The organism is Vibrio sp. OPT41 (assembly GCF_015163595.1).
In the GTDB taxonomy this organism is placed as follows: Bacteria; Pseudomonadota; Gammaproteobacteria; order Enterobacterales; family Vibrionaceae; genus Vibrio; species Vibrio alginolyticus.
Genome location: NZ_JADDYH010000030.1, coordinates 12,717 through 29,642, shown reverse-complemented (window position 1 = coordinate 29,642; position 16,926 = coordinate 12,717). Strand labels below are relative to the sequence as shown.

15 protein-coding genes are annotated in these 16,926 nt (G+C 46.3%); 6 read left to right on the top strand and 9 right to left on the bottom strand.

Going from position 1 to position 16,926, the window contains the following annotated elements; translation table 11 throughout:
- Positions 1-2: 2 nt before the first annotated feature.
- The 6 genes from yidD to IQP38_RS13925 all read right to left on the bottom strand — a co-directional run bounded on the left by yidD (position 3) and on the right by IQP38_RS13925 (position 3,240).
- Positions 3-260, bottom strand: a complete 258-nt coding sequence (gene yidD, locus IQP38_RS13950) for a membrane protein insertion efficiency factor YidD (protein WP_005378822.1) — start codon at positions 258-260, stop codon at positions 3-5.
- The gene (rnpA, locus tag IQP38_RS13945) at positions 227-550 is read right to left on the bottom strand and encodes a ribonuclease P protein component (protein ID WP_005394102.1); all 324 of its coding nucleotides are present in this window, start codon (positions 548-550) and stop codon (positions 227-229) included. The genes yidD and rnpA overlap by 34 nt, the downstream gene beginning before the upstream one ends.
- 46 nt (positions 551-596) lie before the next feature.
- Positions 597-731: a 50S ribosomal protein L34 gene (gene rpmH, locus IQP38_RS13940; RefSeq protein WP_005378825.1), complete on the bottom strand. Its 135-nt coding sequence runs from the start codon at positions 729-731 to the stop codon at positions 597-599.
- 242 nt (positions 732-973) lie between these two features.
- A complete protein-coding gene (locus tag IQP38_RS13935; protein WP_149192463.1) occupies positions 974-1,711 on the bottom strand; it encodes an amino acid ABC transporter ATP-binding protein in 738 nt (245 codons plus the stop codon).
- Complete coding sequence (locus IQP38_RS13930; protein WP_005378829.1) at positions 1,708-2,379, bottom strand: amino acid ABC transporter permease; 672 nt, start codon at positions 2,377-2,379, stop codon at positions 1,708-1,710. Before IQP38_RS13930 ends, IQP38_RS13935 begins: the two co-directional genes overlap by 4 nt.
- A 114-nt stretch (positions 2,380-2,493) precedes the next feature.
- Positions 2,494-3,240 carry an amino acid ABC transporter substrate-binding protein gene (locus tag IQP38_RS13925; protein WP_005378831.1) on the bottom strand — a complete coding sequence of 249 codons (747 nt, stop codon included), beginning with the start codon at positions 3,238-3,240 and terminating at the stop codon, positions 2,494-2,496.
- Positions 3,241-3,652: 412 nt separating this feature from the next.
- On the opposite strand from IQP38_RS13925, the gene dnaA reads away from it, so the two are divergent.
- From dnaA to IQP38_RS13895, 6 genes are all read left to right on the top strand, one after another.
- The gene (gene dnaA / locus IQP38_RS13920; protein ID WP_005378835.1) at positions 3,653-5,059 is read left to right on the top strand and encodes a chromosomal replication initiator protein DnaA; all 1,407 of its coding nucleotides are present in this window, start codon (positions 3,653-3,655) and stop codon (positions 5,057-5,059) included.
- A gap of 63 nt (positions 5,060-5,122) precedes the next feature.
- Positions 5,123-6,223, top strand: coding sequence for a DNA polymerase III subunit beta (gene dnaN / locus IQP38_RS13915; protein ID WP_005394106.1), 1,101 nt, complete (start codon positions 5,123-5,125; stop codon positions 6,221-6,223).
- 9 nt (positions 6,224-6,232) lie between these two features.
- A complete protein-coding gene (recF, locus tag IQP38_RS13910; protein ID WP_005378839.1) occupies positions 6,233-7,312 on the top strand; it encodes a DNA replication/repair protein RecF in 1,080 nt (359 codons plus the stop codon).
- A 13-nt stretch (positions 7,313-7,325) separates the two neighbouring features.
- Positions 7,326-9,743: a DNA topoisomerase (ATP-hydrolyzing) subunit B gene (gyrB, locus tag IQP38_RS13905; RefSeq protein ID WP_005378841.1), complete on the top strand. Its 2,418-nt coding sequence runs from the start codon at positions 7,326-7,328 to the stop codon at positions 9,741-9,743.
- Between the two features lie 343 nt (positions 9,744-10,086).
- Positions 10,087-10,503 carry a GreA/GreB family elongation factor gene (locus tag IQP38_RS13900; RefSeq protein WP_017635594.1) on the top strand — a complete coding sequence of 139 codons (417 nt, stop codon included), beginning with the start codon at positions 10,087-10,089 and terminating at the stop codon, positions 10,501-10,503.
- 533 nt (positions 10,504-11,036) lie between these two features.
- Positions 11,037-11,474: an Hsp20 family protein gene (locus IQP38_RS13895; RefSeq protein WP_005378857.1), complete on the top strand. Its 438-nt coding sequence runs from the start codon at positions 11,037-11,039 to the stop codon at positions 11,472-11,474.
- Between the two features lie 126 nt (positions 11,475-11,600).
- Here IQP38_RS13895 and IQP38_RS13890 read toward each other — a convergent pair whose 3' ends face one another.
- From IQP38_RS13890 to glyS, 3 genes are all read right to left on the bottom strand, one after another.
- Positions 11,601-12,854 (bottom strand): valine--pyruvate transaminase, encoded by a 1,254-nt coding sequence (locus IQP38_RS13890; protein WP_017635592.1) that lies wholly within the window; start codon positions 12,852-12,854, stop codon positions 11,601-11,603.
- A gap of 229 nt (positions 12,855-13,083) precedes the next feature.
- Positions 13,084-15,168, bottom strand: a complete 2,085-nt coding sequence (locus IQP38_RS13885; protein WP_193837679.1) for an alpha-amylase — start codon at positions 15,166-15,168, stop codon at positions 13,084-13,086.
- 217 nt (positions 15,169-15,385) lie between these two features.
- The coding region (gene glyS, locus IQP38_RS13880) for a glycine--tRNA ligase subunit beta (protein ID WP_228010069.1) at positions 15,386-16,926 on the bottom strand (1,541 nt) is incomplete at its 5' end.

Here is a 16,926-nt window from a genome sequence, read left to right as displayed (position 1 = left end):
CGTTAGTTATCTCTGTCTTGTTTTTGGACTGGTGGAACGGGGTCATACCCCCCTTCATTCAAAGGGTGGCATTTTAATAGACGTTTGCCTGATAACCAACATCCTTTTACAAAACCGTGAGCTCTCAAAGCTTCTAGCGCGTAAGTGGAACAGGTTGGTGTGAACCGGCAACGAGGACCAATCAAAGGGCTGATAAACCAGCGATACAGATAAACGAGCCCAATGGCTATCCACGTGAAGGGCGAGACAGGCGTTGCCATAGCTTATCAAACAACTTAAAAATTTCCTCATTGCTTAAATCTTGCGCGCTTTTCTTTGCAATCACAACAAAATCTTTGTTTGGAAGCTGATGTTGATTGTTACGAAAGCTTTCACGAGCCAAACGCTTAAATCGGTTACGACCGACAGCCGTTTTGATTTGCTTTTTGGGAACCGCTAAACCTAATCGTGGGTGAGAAAGTTTGTTATTGCGAGCAATGATGGTGAAATGAGGCGAGCCAGCTCGATGAGCTTGCTGGAAGACGTTTTGATAATGCTCGGGAGTTAACAAACGTAACTCCCGATTAAACGCGTACGTGTTCAAAATAAACTAGCGATTATTTTGATAGGCGCGCACGGCCTTTTGCACGACGTGCGTTGATAACTTTACGACCGTTCTTAGTTGCCATGCGAGCACGGAAGCCGTGAGTACGCTTGCGCTTTAGAACTGTAGGTTGAAAAGTGCGTTTCATGATAATTACCTTTACTGATCAGTAGTTTTAGGTTCTTGTTAAACCCGGCGTGGTTATTTGCTTTCTTATATAAAGAAGCTCTTTATATAGAGAAGGACAACCGACGCCTCTCAACAAAGAGGCGGAATTGTAATCACACTCACATAATGTGTCAATGACTCAATGAGTACGAAATTCCGGCCGGGCGATTATACGTAGTGTGAGTAAAATCTCAAGGATCAATCGATCCTGATGCTTGATCGTTACTCTATTCCTACTTGGTTAAGGAATTTTTTCAAACGAGGATCTTGTGGATTATTGAAGATATCCTGTGGAGAACCTTGCTCAACGATATTGCCTTCCGCCATGAAGATCACTCTATCAGCGACTTCTTTCGCGAATTGCATCTCGTGCGTCACCACCAGCATGGTTTGATGCTGATTAGCTAACTTCTTCATTAATGAGAGAACTTCACCGACCCATTCAGGATCCAGCGCAGAAGTTGGTTCGTCAAACAACAGCAGTTCTGGTTGCAGCGCCATCGCTCGGCCGATACCCACACGTTGTTGTTGGCCGCCAGATAATGACGCTGGATAACTATCGCCTTTATCCCCAAGGCCGATGTCATCCAGAATTTGTTGCGCTCGTTTGAGAGCATCGGCTTTTTTCCAACCTCGAACGGTCACTAGACCTTCGGCAATGTTCTGGCGCGCATTCATGTGGGCAAACAGGGCATAGTTTTGGAACACAAAGCCAGTTCGACGACGCAGCGCTAATACTTCGGCTTTAGTGTGTTTTTGAGTATCAACGGAGATGTCATCTATCGTGATACGACCTTCATCTGCTTGTTCTAGAAAGTTCACCGTACGCAGCAAGGTTGATTTACCCGTACCACTTGAGCCGATAATCACGATGATCTCACCTTGCTTAATATCGAGGTCGATGCCTTTCAGCACTTCAGTCTCACCAAAACGTTTGTGAATATTTTCTAACTTAATCATCGTACGTACGCCTTATTCAGTTTTGCTTCTGCCCAGATTTGTACGCGAGTCAGAATCACCACCACGCCCCAGTAAATAAGAGCAACCGCAAGGAAAGCTTCAAAGAAACGGAAACTTGATGAGGCTTCCATCTGTGCTTTCGCCATGATTTCGGCCACACCAAGCGTGAAAGCGAGAGACGTTGACTTGATCATATCGATGAAATAGTTCATCAATGAAGGCAGTGCGACACGCGTTGCTTGAGGTAAAATCACTCGGCGCATTGCTTGGGATGTCGTCATACCGACCGATAAGCTCGCTTCCATTTGGCTGCGATCAATGCCAATAATGGCGGCACGAATACTTTCCGCCATATAAGCGGCAAAGTGCAGCGTTAAACCGATAACCGCTGCTGAAAAGGCGTCGATACCGACCATCAATGGAAAAATTTGCGGTAAGCCGTAATAAAGCAGGAAAAGCTGAACCAACAGTGGGGTGCCACGGAAGAAGCTGATGTACAGTTGGCTTAATTGATCCAGAACTGGCAGTTTAAATACGCGAATATTGGCTAAAATGACGGATAAAATCAGCGAAAACACCAATCCCCATGTCGCCATTTCCATGGTTGTGCCAAGATATTTCAGCAATATCGGCAGCAGTTCCAACATGTAATTAAAGTCAAATCCCATACGGCTTACCTAAAGGCTAGAGAAAAGAAAAGGTGGAAAACAAGTTCCACCTTTACGTAAGTTTATTTTAGTCCGAGAGTGATACCACTTTGCGGCCTAAAGTACAAAGAGTTCTTATTTCGTGATGTCAGCGCCAAACCACTTCACGGAAATTTTCTCTACTGTACCATCTGCGCGCATCTCAGCCAGTGCTTTGTTTACTTCTTCTTGCAGCTTACGACCTTTCTCGTTGTCCACGAAAGGCCATGCGTTTTGAATGGTCTCAAACGGTTCGCCTGCCAATTCCAAAGGAAGACCAGTTTTCTTAATCAGTTCTAAAGCAGAAAGACGATCCATTACAAATGCATCTGCACGACCGAGCGCCACGTCATGTTCGATACCTGTGTCGTACGTTTTAATATTGATCTTGCCGTCTTTGTCGTATTGACGCAGCAGTTGCTCAAAGTTAGAGCCTAGGTTCACCGCAACGGTTTTGCCCGCAAGATCGTCAACACCTTTGATGCTGTCGTTGCCTTTACGCACGGTAATTTGTGCGCCATCTACAACGTAAGGGTCAGCAAATAGGTATTTAGCTTTACGCTCATCAGTCATGGTGATTTGGTTGGAGATCGTATCGATACGACCAGTTTCTAAAAGACCAAATAAACCAGAGAAGTTGGCTGTTACGTATTCGATTTTGTAATCGTTACGTTTACCGATTTCATCCCACATGTCGACTTCAAAGCCTTGTAGCTTGTCTTGCTTTACAAAAGTAAACGGGAAGTAGCGACCTGACATACCAACTTTGACTTCAGTAGCGGCTTGTACGGTTGCTGCCGACAGTGCAATGGCTGCAACGGCAACCTTAATCCAGTTTTTCATAATACATCTCCATAATTTTATGGTTGGAAATACTACTGTTAGTTAGCTCAATTAAATAAATAACCAAGAGCAATAACCTAGACCTGTGAGTTATTAGATAATAGAAGAAGAATGTTAAATGTGACGAAAATGCGAACTGAACCTAGCGAAATGATCGACAAAATCAGCATTGGGAATAAAATAATACACAGACTTATCACCAATCGCTCGATCTTGTGAATTTTGCCCAATTGTGGATCGTTGTGTGGGCAAATTTGGGGCAAGGTGTGTTGATCTCATCAAGTTTGCAGAAATAATTGTGAATAACTTGGATCTTATTCACTGGATCGTCGATCAATCGCTGGCGATCTTGGTTATCAACAGGTAAAATTGCCAGTCTTTTCCGATAATTCAATTACTCAGTGGGGGCACCGTGTCATCTTCGCTTTGGCTGCAATGTTTGCAGCAGCTTCAAGAAGAGCTACCAGCTACAGAATTCAGCATGTGGGTTCGTCCGCTACAAGCGGAGCTCAATGACAATACTCTCACTCTATTCGCGCCAAACCGCTTTGTGTTGGACTGGGTGCGTGATAAGTATCTGAACAATATTACTCGCTTACTGCAGGAATACTGCGGTGGCGATATTCCTAACTTACGCTTTGAAGTGGGGAGCCGACCTGTCTCTGCTCCAAAACCAGCGCCGACACGTACGCCTGCAGATGTGGCTGCCGAGTCATCTGCACCTGCACAATTACAAGCGCGTAAGCCAGTACACAAAACCTGGGATGACGACGCTCAAGCGATTGCGGCTATCAATCACCGCTCAAACATGAACCCAAAACACAAGTTCGACAACTTTGTTGAAGGTAAGTCGAACCAACTGGGTTTGGCTGCGGCGCGTCAGGTATCGGATAATCCTGGAGCTGCTTACAACCCGCTGTTCCTATACGGCGGCACGGGCTTGGGTAAAACGCACTTGTTGCATGCGGTGGGCAACGCGATTGTGGATAACAACCCGAACGCAAAAGTGGTCTACATGCACTCAGAACGTTTTGTGCAAGACATGGTAAAAGCGCTGCAAAACAATGCGATTGAAGAATTCAAACGCTACTACCGCAGCGTTGATGCGCTCCTTATCGATGACATCCAATTCTTTGCTAATAAAGAACGTTCACAAGAAGAATTCTTCCATACCTTCAACGCACTATTGGAAGGTAATCAGCAGATCATTCTAACGTCTGACCGTTATCCTAAAGAAATTAATGGCGTTGAAGATCGTCTTAAATCTCGCTTTGGTTGGGGGCTTACTGTTGCGATCGAGCCGCCTGAGCTTGAAACGCGTGTGGCGATCTTGATGAAAAAAGCCGAAGATCACCAAATCCACCTTGCTGATGAAGTGGCATTCTTCATTGCCAAGCGTCTGCGTTCGAACGTTCGTGAGCTCGAAGGTGCACTGAACCGTGTTATCGCGAACGCGAACTTTACTGGTCGTCCAATTACGATTGATTTTGTTCGTGAAGCGCTGCGCGATCTGCTTGCTCTACAAGAGAAGCTGGTGACGATCGATAACATTCAAAAGACCGTGGCGGAATATTACAAGATTAAAGTAGCGGACTTGCTGTCTAAGCGTCGCTCTCGTTCTGTTGCGCGTCCTCGTCAGCTGGCCATGGCGTTAGCAAAAGAACTAACCAACCATAGCTTGCCTGAAATTGGCGATGCGTTTGGGGGCCGCGATCATACGACCGTACTTCATGCTTGTCGCAAGATTGAGCAGCTGCGTGAAGAGAGCCACGACATTAAAGAAGATTACTCTAACTTGATTCGCACCCTGTCTTCGTAATCGGTTAGAATAACGGTATTCTAAGCAAATCATTTATTGAGCTGACAGCGTAAAGAGCCAAGCATGAAATTTACCATTGAACGTAGTCATTTAATCAAACCGCTACAGCAGGTTTCGGGCGCTTTAGGTGGCCGACCAACTCTGCCAATCTTGGGTAACCTACTTCTTAAAGTAGAAGAGAACGTATTGTCGATGACGGCAACCGATCTTGAAGTAGAGTTAGTAAGCAAAGTGACGCTAGAAGGTGATTTTGAAGCGGGCAGCATTACCGTTCCTTCGCGTAAGTTTCTCGATATCTGCCGTGGTTTACCGGACGATGCGATCATCACATTTGTATTAGAAGGTGATCGCGTACAAGTTCGCTCTGGTCGCAGCCGTTTCTCATTGGCAACACTTCCTGCGAACGATTTCCCTAATATTGAAGACTGGCAAAGCGAAGTGGAAGTATCACTGAGCCAAGCCGATCTACGTACGCTGATCGACAAAACTCAGTTCTCGATGGCGAATCAAGACGTTCGTTACTACCTCAACGGCATGTTGTTTGAAATTGACGGCACCACGTTACGCAGCGTGGCGACGGACGGCCACCGTATGGCGGTATCGCAAACTCAGCTAGGTGCAGACTTTGCGCAGAAGCAAATCATCGTGCCACGCAAAGGTGTGCAAGAATTAGTAAAGTTGATGGATGCGCCAGAGCAGCCTGTAGTACTTCAGATCGGTAGCTCCAATGTTCGTGCTGAGGTGAATAACTTTACTTTTACCTCTAAGTTGGTTGATGGTCGTTTCCCTGACTACCGCCGTGTATTGCCTCAGAGCACCAATAAGACCCTAATAGCAAGTTGTGACGAGTTGCGCCAAGCCTTCTCTCGTGCTGCGATTCTTTCCAACGAAAAATTCCGTGGCGTGCGTGTGAATCTGGCTGATACTGAAATGCGCATAACCGCGAATAACCCAGAACAAGAAGAAGCGGAAGAGATGCTTGATGTAACCTTTGAAGGTGACGCTATCGAAATCGGCTTTAACGTAAGCTATGTGCTTGATGTTCTGAACACGTTGCGTTGTGAAAATGTACGTGTGTCGATGTCGGATGCTAACGCTAGCGCGTTGATTGAAAATGCCGACGATGACAGTGCCATGTACGTGGTGATGCCAATTCGTCTATAAGCCAACTGAATGCCTCTTTCTCGTCTCATCATTCAGCAGTTTCGAAACATTAAAGCCTGTGATATTGAGTTATCAGCAGGCTTTAACTTTCTTATCGGGCCGAACGGCAGCGGTAAAACCAGTGTCTTAGAAGCGGTTTATCTGCTCGGGCATGGCCGCTCATTCAAGAGCTCTCTCACCGGACGAGTGATACAAAATGAGTGTGACGAACTGTTTGTTCATGGTCGTTTTTTGAACTCGGATCAATTTGAGCTACCTATCGGCATTAATAAGCAGCGTGATGGCTCAACAGAGGTTAAAATAGGCGGTCAATCTGGACAAAAATTAGCGCAGCTGGCACAAGTTCTGCCTCTGCAGTTGATACACCCAGAAGGGTTTGATTTACTGACAGATGGCCCTAAACATCGTCGTGCGTTTATTGATTGGGGCGTGTTTCATACCGAGCCCGCTTTTTATCAAGCATGGGGAAGGTTCAAGCGCCTGAACAAGCAGCGCAACGCGTTGTTGAAAACCGCCAATAGTTATCGTGAGCTCAGTTATTGGGATCAGGAAATGGCAGGATTGGCTGAAAACATCAGCCAATGGCGAGCAAGTTACATCGAGCAGATGAAAACTGTCGCAGAAACTATCTGTCAGACATTTTTGCCAGAATTTGAGATCCAATTGAAGTATTATCGTGGCTGGGATAAAGACACTCCATACCACGAGATACTAGAAAAGAATTTTGAGCGTGATCAGGCATTGGGATACACCTTTAGTGGCCCAAACAAAGCTGATTTGCGCATTAAAGTGAACGGAACGCCCGTTGAAGATGTTCTGTCACGCGGTCAATTAAAACTCATGGTGTGTGCATTGCGTGTAGCGCAAGGGCAACACCTGACAGAGATGGCCGGTAAACAATGCATTTACCTAATTGATGACTTCGCGTCGGAATTAGATAGCCAACGTCGCAAGCGTCTTGCTGACTGCTTAAAAGAGACGGGCGCACAAGTATTTGTAAGCTCTATCACTGAAAGCCAAATCGCCGATATGTTGGACGATAACGGTAAATTGTTTCATGTGGAACATGGCAGGATAGAGTCAAACTAGAAGAGAGAAACTCATGTCTGAAAATTACGATTCATCGAGTATTAAGGTACTGAAGGGTCTGGATGCGGTACGTAAGCGTCCAGGAATGTACATCGGCGATACGGACGACGGCACCGGCCTTCACCACATGGTTTTCGAGGTGGTGGATAACTCAATTGATGAAGCGTTGGCAGGTCACTGTAAAGACATCGTTGTGACAATTCATGAGGATAACTCGGTTTCCGTTAGCGATGATGGTCGTGGCATTCCAACAGAAATCCACTCAGAGGAAAATGTCTCTGCAGCAGAAGTAATCATGACGGTTCTTCACGCGGGTGGTAAGTTCGACGATAACTCATACAAAGTATCGGGTGGTCTTCACGGGGTAGGTGTTTCAGTAGTAAACGCACTATCAGAGAAAGTTGAGCTAACGATTCATCGTGGTGGCCATATCCATACGCAAACCTACCGACATGGTGAGCCTCAAGCGCCACTAGCCGTTGTGGGTGATACGGATAAAACCGGTACACAAATTCGTTTCTGGCCAAGTGCCGAAACGTTCTCTAACACTGAGTTCCACTATGACATTCTGGCGAAACGCCTGCGTGAACTGTCATTCCTGAACTCTGGTGTGTCGATCAAATTGGTTGATGAACGTGAAGCGGACAAACATGATCACTTCATGTATGAAGGTGGTATTCAAGCGTTCGTTGATCACCTAAACACCAACAAAACGCCAATCATCGAAAAAATCTTCCACTTTAACTCTGAGCGTGAAGACGGCATTTCAGTTGAAGTGGCGATGCAATGGAACGATGGTTTCCAAGAGAACATCTTCTGCTTTACCAACAATATCCCACAGCGTGATGGTGGTACTCACCTTGCTGGTTTCCGTGCTGCGCTAACACGTACATTGAACAGCTTTATGGATAAAGAAGGTTTCTCGAAGAAAGCGAAAACAGCGACTTCAGGCGACGATGCGCGTGAAGGTCTAACTGCGGTTGTTTCGGTGAAAGTGCCTGATCCTAAGTTCTCAAGCCAAACAAAAGACAAACTAGTTTCTTCTGAAGTGAAATCAGCTGTTGAGTCTGCAATGGGTGAAAAACTGTCTGAGTTCCTGATTGAGAACCCGACAGAAGCGAAGATGGTTTGTTCGAAAATCATCGATGCAGCACGTGCACGTGAAGCTGCGCGTAAAGCTCGTGAAATGACGCGCCGTAAAGGTGCACTAGACCTAGCTGGCCTTCCAGGTAAACTTGCAGACTGTCAGGAAAAAGACCCGGCACTCTCTGAACTATACATAGTGGAGGGTGATTCGGCAGGCGGCTCCGCAAAACAAGGCCGTAACCGTAAGAACCAAGCGATCCTACCGCTAAAAGGTAAGATTCTTAACGTAGAAAAAGCACGTTTCGACAAGATGCTATCTTCTCAAGAAGTAGCAACACTGATCACCGCACTAGGTTGTGGTATCGGTCGTGACGAGTACAACCCGGACAAGCTTCGTTACCACAACATCATCATCATGACCGATGCCGATGTCGATGGTTCGCACATCCGTACGCTACTGTTGACCTTCTTCTACCGTCAAATGCCAGAGCTTATCGAGCGTGGTTACGTGTACATCGCTCAGCCACCACTATACAAAGTGAAAAAAGGCAAACAAGAGCAGTACATCAAAGATGAAGAAGCGATGAACCAATACCAAGTATCATTAGCTCTGGATAATGCATCGCTACACGTAAACGCAGAAGCACCTGCACTGGCTGGTGAAGCACTAGAGAAGCTTGTTCAACAGTACAATGCGGGTATTAAACTGGCGGAACGTATGAGCCGTCGCTACCCAAGTGCTTTGGTAAACGAGTTGATTTACACTCCTCGCCTAACGCCAGAGCAATGCCATGACGCATCAGTTGTGGAAGCTTGGACGAAGCAGCTTATTGAACAGCTGAATGCGAAAGAAGTGGGTGCAAGCCAGTACAGCTACGAAGTTGAGCAGCACGAAGAGCTAGGCTTAAACTTGCCTAAGATTGTGGTTCGTACTCACGGCGTGACGCACGAACATGCAATTAGCATCGACTTCCTAAACTCGAAAGAGTACGGCAAGTTGGCTGATCTATCAGAAGCACTTGATGGACTTCTGGAAGAAGGCGCGTACATCAAACGTGGTGAGCGTACTATGCCAGTGGCAAACTTTGCAGAAGCGCTTGACTGGTTAGTGAAAGAGTCAATGCGTGGCTTAAGCCGTCAGCGCTACAAAGGTCTAGGTGAGATGAACCCAGACCAACTTTGGGAAACCACCATGGACCCAGAAACTCGTCGTATGATGCAGGTAACGATTGAAGATGCGGTAGGTGCAGATCAACTGTTCACTACGCTAATGGGTGACCAAGTAGAACCTCGTCGTAACTTCATCGAAGAGAACGCACTGAAAGTAGCGAACCTAGACGTATAACGACACTGTTCGTGATAGTAAAAAGCAGCGAGAAATCGCTGCTTTTTTTGTTGTACCACCAGCTAAAATCGCCACTTTCTGCTAAAGCGGATGTTTTTCTGGTACTAACTGCCAACAACCCGATCAAGCCTGCCATTTTATTTCTGTTTTCTTTTTTTCTCGCCATTTTGTTCGCTTGAGCGTTTTTGCTTTCTTTTTTCTGCTCGCTATAGTGCTGAAGAGCTGATGAATAAGGAGACTAAGAAAATGGTGATGACTTTCCTGAACTAAGCCGGAAGTGATGCACTTCCGGTTCAATGCACTGAATTTATTTGTAAGACAAGGCATTAAGAAGGAAATAATCATGTTTGAACGCTGGTTCTCAGCGTACTGCTTGGCGCTGCGAACTTGGTGGTTAACCAGTCGCTTTTTAACCTATCAATCACCACTAAGGTTGTTATCGCTATTTGAAATCTGCGAGCAACAAGCCCATTGCCGTAACCGAGCTCGTATTGCGGTTGGGGACACGGTTCGCTTAGTGGATGTTGAACGCGCCTATCAATATCGCATGACATTGGTCAGCTCGCGTAAGGGGCAACCCATGACAGGTATGCTCGCGGTCGATTCTTATTTGGGGTCTCGACTGTTAGGTCGAGCTAAAAATGATGCGCTCGAAGTGGAAATTTTTAATCAGCGACGCTGCTTTGTGATTACTGAAATTGTTCATCAATCGCAGCCACCAGCTCAGAAAATGCTGTGTGGTTGTCTGTTGTGCCAATAAATAGAGGTGAAGTCATGAGTAAGAAAGAAAAGAAACAACCGCAGTTGAGTCTAAAAGAAAAGCGCAAACTAAAGCAGGAAAAGGCGGCAGAAAAGGACGTTGTAAAAGCGCGTAAATCCTCCCGCAAGTAAAGTGTAGATTGAGCCCCCCAGAACGGCGGGCTTTTTATCACAGATCGCGAAGTGATGAGGAACTAAGCTGTTCAAGGGGATAGTGGATGCTTTAAAAATTTTTTATTTTTTCCCTTGAAAGTCATTTTTGACGACCTTATATCTAGTTACGAAGAGGGTGACTGGCTTGCTAGAGACTAGAAGACCAGCCCTCTGAAATCGCTAAAACGAGATCGCTCAGAAGAGGATATGGCGTTTTAGCACACAACTTAAACCTTTAGATTCAATATCATGTCTCCGAGCCAAACCAAGGCCAGTGGAATGATAAGAATCTCTTAGTTCGGCGTTGGTTTTTGCATAAACACGCCAGTAGGATGAAACTCATCTGAACTAAGACTATTGCTTAATTAAGAGGATAGATTTATGCGTAATGTAGATTTCTCACCACTATACCGTAATGCAATTGGCTTTGATCGTCTGCTAAACCTGATGGAAGCGAATACAGCGAAAAATACTTCTGGCGGTTACCCTCCATACAACATTGAGCAAAAAGACGAGCACAACTACCGTATTACTATGGCCGTTGCTGGCTTTGCTGAAGAACAGCTCGATCTGACTCAAAACGAAAACATGTTGATTGTAAAGGGCGAACGTAAAGCCGAAGAAGGCAAAAACTATGTTTACCAAGGTATTGCAGAACGTGATTTTGAACGTAAATTCCAGCTAGCGGATTACGTAAAAGTTGTCGGTGCATCAATGGAAAACGGTCTACTTCATATCGATTTAGTTCGTGAAATCCCTGAAGCCATGCAACCACGTAAGATTGCTATCGGTGGTAACAACCTGATTGAGAACAACTAATCAGTTAACCACCCAGTTATAGAATGAGAAAGAGCGCCATATGGGCGCTCTTTTTAGTTTGGGGTTTTCAAATCCGCTATTTTAAAGCCGTAATTTCAAAGAGAAGAACGGCTGAGTTCAATCCATCTATTTACCTTCGCGGTAAGCCTTTTCCACTTCTTCAGCGATAATCGCAATGCCTTTTTGCATCATCTCATCATCTTGAACGTAGTTCATACGCAGGCATTGGTGCGCGTGATCCCACTCGTCTTGCTGACCAATAAAGAAATATTCACCAGGGACAATCAATACGCCACGCGCTTTCAAGCGTTGGTACAGTTCCATTGTTGTGATTGGCAGTTCATCAAACCATAACCACAAGAAGATAGCGCCTTCCGGCTTGTGGATGCGGAATCGCTCATCGGTAATTGCTTGTTGGAGCAGTTCAACCGCACGTTGTGATTTTTGCTTGTAGAACGGCTTAATCACCTCTGAACTCAGTTTAAGCAGATCGCCTTTGCCAATTATATGGTTTGCCAGCGCTGGACCAACACTGCCCGGCGCTAGGCTGATGATGCCGTTCATATTGGTTAACGCTTGAGTGATTTCTTCACTCGCAATCACAATGCCACAACGCACACCTGGCAAGCCAAGTTTAGATAGGCTCATGCATAGGATGGTGTTTTCATTCCAGAACGGTTCGACATCTTCAAAGATGATGTTCGGGAAAGGTAGACCGTAGGCGTTATCGATGATCAGCGGGATGTTGTTCTCACGTGCTAGCTTGTCCAGCTTACGTACTTCTTCATCTGTCAGTACATTACCCGTTGGGTTAGTTGGGCGAGACGCGCAGATTGCCGCAACAGAGTCGTCGACGGCGAGTTGCTCAAAATCGACGTGGTATTTAAACAGGCCGTTATCTAACAGCTCGATTTCTGGGTGGTAAGAGATAAAGATATCTTCATCAATGCCAGCATCACCATAACCGATGTATTCAGGCGCGATAGGCAGTAGCACTTTCTTGTGCGAACCGTCTGGCTGTTTACCTGCCAACAAGTTGAACAAGTAGAAAAAGCCACTTTGGCTACCGTTAGTTAGGCTGATGTTTTTTTCGGAAATATCCCAGCCGTAAGTTTCACGGAATAACTGAGCTAGCGCTTTGACGAACGCGTCTTTACCCTGCGGGCCATCGTAGTTGGCGAGGGCGGCGACGAGCTCCCCACTGGCGAGCATTTCCTCACTGGCTTGGTGAAAGTAATCGAGCATGGCAGGAATGGCGGCAGGATTACCTCCACCGAGCATGATGGCACCTGGTGTGCGCAGGCCATCATTCAAATCGTCCATTAACTGCGTAATACCTGAATACTGATTAAATTTTTCACCAAACTTTGAGAACTGCATGCTGACTTATACCTAATTCATTGTGATTGCTTTGTGTATGTTTATGCCGATGTTTTATCGGCTTATCGAGTAATCCTTGACCTTACCTCAATGTGTAATTAACGCAAAGTGTGAATTAAGCCGAAAAAGAAAAAAGTGCGTCATCAGACCAGAGGAACGAGACAAAAGGGCAAAAAGAACAATAAAAAAGGGAAGCTTATGCTTCCCTTGCTGGTGGAAAGAGTGTGATTTACTCACCGGTGTAAACAATCAGCACCTTGTCGTCTTGGTATTGGCGTTCGAACGCGTAGTAACCTTCTTGATTGCGAGTGATGTGCTTACCTTGAGCAACCGCTGGGTGGCGTTTACGGAATTCACCCAACTTTTGCCAATGTTGCAGCAGATCTTCACGCTCGCCATGAATCTTATCCCATGGCATATCTGAGCGTGTGCCTTGGTGGGCGTCTGAACCAGTAATGCCAAAATCACGAGCTATCTCATCACCGTAATAGATCTGTACTGCACCGGGAGCCAGCATCAGTGCATTCGCTGCACGTGCTTGGTCATCAAAGCTGCGGCTGCGCGCTGACCAAAACAGCTGTGTATCGTGTGAAGACAGGTAGCTCAACACGTTGAACTCAGGATCGGTATTGATGCGTTCTGCATAGCGGCGGTAATCATTATCAAGTTGAGCGAAACACTTCAGCGCTTTTGGTGCTACGTCAGATTGGAACTCGAAGTTGATGATGGAATCGAAGCCGTTATCGAAATACGGGCTTTTCACCACGCTGTGTGCCCACACTTCACCCGTCATCCAGAAAGGTAAGTCATCCAAGGCTTTGTCCGGGTTGTTTTGCTTCCACTGGGCAAGCGCTTGGGTGGTGCTGGCTTTCAGCTCTGCCCACGCTTCCATTTCAACGTGTTTTGCGGTGTCGACACGGAAGCCGTCAATGCCGTAGTCACGTACCCAATCGGATAACCAGGTAATCAGGTGTTCACGTGGGGTTTGCAGCTCATCTTGCGCATTGGTGTCTTTATTGCGGAAGAAGTTTGGTAATCCGGTTTTCTGAGTCGATTCGGTTTTGAGATCCGGTAGGTAGTTCAAAGACATGGTGATGTCGTTGTAGCCCGGAGCATCGTAGTCGCCAATGTCGGTGCGAATCCAGTCTTTGCCCCACCATTTATCCCACGCTTCGCTATCACCGTATTTGATGTAGTCGTTGAAGCTGTGCCAGCTTTGTCCTGATTTTGGCTGCCAGTCGGTCCATTTTTCACCAAGGACTTGTTTGGCTTCTTGGTCATCAAGGTAAAGCTGACCAAAGCCGAATTCCTGCATGTCTGCTAATGTCGCATAACCTGTGTGGTTCATGACTACATCCCAAATCACGCGGATACCTTTCTTGTGGGCGGTATCGACGAAGGTTCTGAGTTCATCTTCGGTACCCATGTTGGCATCAAGCTTGGTCCAGTCTTGATGGTAGTAGCCGTGGTAGCCGTAGTGCTTAAAGTCGCCTTTATCGCCGCCGCCAACCCAGCCGTGGATTTGTTCCAGTGGTGAGGTTATCCAGATAGCATTCACACCAAGTGATTCGATGTAATCGAGTTTTTTCGTCAGACCCGCTAAGTCACCACCGTGGAAGGTACCAATCTCATATTTTCCGTCTTTACTGCGACCGTAGCTGTTGTCGTTGTCAGGGTTGCCATTGTAGAAGCGGTCAGTCATGACGAAGTACACTGTTGCGTTATCCCAGCTGAACGGTTTGTCGGCTTGCTGTTCAACTTCTTCTAGCAGCAATAGACCTTGGCTCATAGGACCCGGTTGCATGGTGACGCTGCCATTGGCGACAGTGGTTTCTTGTTCGGTTAAGGCATCACGAACGACAGCGCCATCATTAAAGGTTTGAGCAACGTTGATGGTTTTTGGCGTGTCAGTTGCGACAGGGCAAGAGTAGGTGATGTCCTGACTTTGTTTTGGTTTAATTTTTACCGTCAGTTCGTTGGTGGTTGGATTGAGCGTAAATTGATAGGTATTGGCTTTGAAGATACGCAGCGGCATTTGTGCATCAGTGGCGCAATTATCCATTTTTAATGGACGATTGAACTTAATGCGATCTTCTTCTGCTAGGGCAAAGCTACTTCCACAGCTTTGATTACTGTCGGCAATGGTAAAGGTGTAGCTGCCTTTTTCGAGTTTTTGCTCGGCGACAAGTAAGCCCTGTGAGTTTTCCTCAAAAACAGCGGTATCATCACCAACGCTTAATACGATGGCATTTTCTGGAATCTGGCTGCAGGCGCTCAGTAGACCGATAGAGAGTGCGAGAATTGTTTTTTTCATTGTGTCCTTCCCCCGAATAAACAGTCCAGTTATAGCAAAACTGTGCCTCTACAATCCGAGCTCTATACCAACAAGTTAAACGCGTCTCACCCTACAAATTTTAGTCTTGTTCACAAAATGAATAATAAGCGTCACCCTCATCGGTTTGAAGGCAACAAAAAAGGGAAGCATCTGCTTCCCTTTTACTTATTTCTTAATCACTTCGAAGAGTAATGAATTACTTTTGAAGCAAAGAAATGTCTGCGATCTGTAGGAACAGGTTACGCAGGTTGTTCAGTAGTGTCAGACGGTTCTTCTTAAGTGCTTCGTCGTCTGCCATTACCATTACGTTATCAAAGAACGCATCAACTGGTTCACGTAGGTCAGCTAGCTTGCTTAGGGCTTCTTGGTAGTTACCTGTAGCAAATGCTGGCTCTAGCGCTTCAGTCATTACTTCAACGCTTTCTGCTAGTGCTTTCTCTGCGTCTTCTTGTAGAAGTGCTAGGTCGATGTCTGCTGCTAGTTCGCCGTCGAATTTCGCTAGGATATTACCTACACGTTTGTTCGCTGCTGCTAGAGACTCTGCTGCTTCTAGTTCACGGAAGTGAGAAACCGCTTTAACTCGTTGGTCGAAGTCTGCTGGTTTCGTCGGACGACGAGCTAGAACCGCTTGAATGATGTCTACGCTGAAGCCTTCGTCTTGGTACCAAGCACGGAAACGACCAAGCATAAACTCGATAACGTCTTGTTCAACGTTGTCGTTGGTTAGGCGGTCGCCGAACAGTGACTTCGCTTTCGCTACTAGGTCAACAAGATCTAGGTTGTAGCCGTATTCAACGATGATACGTAGTACACCTAGAGATGCGCGGCGTAGTGCGAATGGATCGCTGCCTTTAGGCGCTTGACCAATACCGAAGATACCTACGATAGTGTCTAGCTTGTCTGCCATTGCAACTGCAGTTGAAACACCGTTTGATGGCAGTTCATCACCTGCGAAACGAGGCATGTATTGCTCGTTCAGTGCTACTGCAACTTCTTCTGCTTCACCGTCGTGGCGAGCGTAGTGCATACCCATAACGCCTTGAGTATCCGTGAATTCGAATACCATTGAGGTCATTAGGTCACATTTTGCTAGTAGACCAGCACGCTTTGACTTCTCAACGTCAGCACCGATTTGCTCAGCAATGTAGCCAGCAAGTTCAGTGATGCGGTCTGTTTTGTCTTTGATCGTACCCAGTTGCTTTTGGAAGATCGCTTGTTCTAGTTCTGGCAGACGGTCGATAAGCGGACGCTTACGGTCTGTGTTGAAGAAGAATTCTGCGTCAGCAAGACGAGGACGAACCACTTTCTCGTTACCTTCGATTACGTAACGAGGCTCTTTTGATTCGATGTTCGATACGAAGATGAAGTTAGGTAGTAGCTTCTTGTTTTCATCGTAGACAGGGAAGTACTTCTGGTCACCCTTCATGGTGTAAACCAACGCTTCAGAAGGCACTTTTAGGAACTCTTCTTCAAACTTCGCTGTTAGTACTACTGGCCATTCAACCAGAGACGTTACTTCTTCTACTAGGTCATCTTCTAGATCAGCGATACCGCCAACCGCTGCTGCCGCTTTTTGTGCGTCAGCTAGGATGATTGCTTTACGCGCTTCGTAATCTGCCATTACTTTACCGCGCTCTTCTAGAATCGCAGGGTATTGCTCAGCAGAATCGATAGTGAACTCTTGCTCACCCATGAAGCGGTGACCACGGATAGTGCGGTCTGAAGCGACACCAAGGA

Coding starts and splice junctions, on each gene's coding strand:
- yidD (WP_005378822.1), bottom strand. CDS start 260: ATGGCAACGCCTGTCTCGCCCTTCACGTGGATAGCCATTGGGCTCGTT.
- rpmH (WP_005378825.1), bottom strand. CDS start 731: ATGAAACGCACTTTTCAACCTACAGTTCTAAAGCGCAAGCGTACTCAC.
- IQP38_RS13935 (WP_149192463.1), bottom strand. CDS start 1,711: ATGATTAAGTTAGAAAATATTCACAAACGTTTTGGTGAGACTGAAGTG.
- IQP38_RS13930 (WP_005378829.1), bottom strand. CDS start 2,379: ATGGGATTTGACTTTAATTACATGTTGGAACTGCTGCCGATATTGCTG.
- IQP38_RS13925 (WP_005378831.1), bottom strand. CDS start 3,240: ATGAAAAACTGGATTAAGGTTGCCGTTGCAGCCATTGCACTGTCGGCA.
- dnaN (WP_005394106.1), top strand. CDS start 5,123: ATGAAATTTACCATTGAACGTAGTCATTTAATCAAACCGCTACAGCAG.
- recF (WP_005378839.1), top strand. CDS start 6,233: ATGCCTCTTTCTCGTCTCATCATTCAGCAGTTTCGAAACATTAAAGCC.
- gyrB (WP_005378841.1), top strand. CDS start 7,326: ATGTCTGAAAATTACGATTCATCGAGTATTAAGGTACTGAAGGGTCTG.
- IQP38_RS13900 (WP_017635594.1), top strand. CDS start 10,087: ATGTTTGAACGCTGGTTCTCAGCGTACTGCTTGGCGCTGCGAACTTGG.
- IQP38_RS13895 (WP_005378857.1), top strand. CDS start 11,037: ATGCGTAATGTAGATTTCTCACCACTATACCGTAATGCAATTGGCTTT.
- IQP38_RS13890 (WP_017635592.1), bottom strand. CDS start 12,854: ATGCAGTTCTCAAAGTTTGGTGAAAAATTTAATCAGTATTCAGGTATT.
- IQP38_RS13885 (WP_193837679.1), bottom strand. CDS start 15,168: ATGAAAAAAACAATTCTCGCACTCTCTATCGGTCTACTGAGCGCCTGC.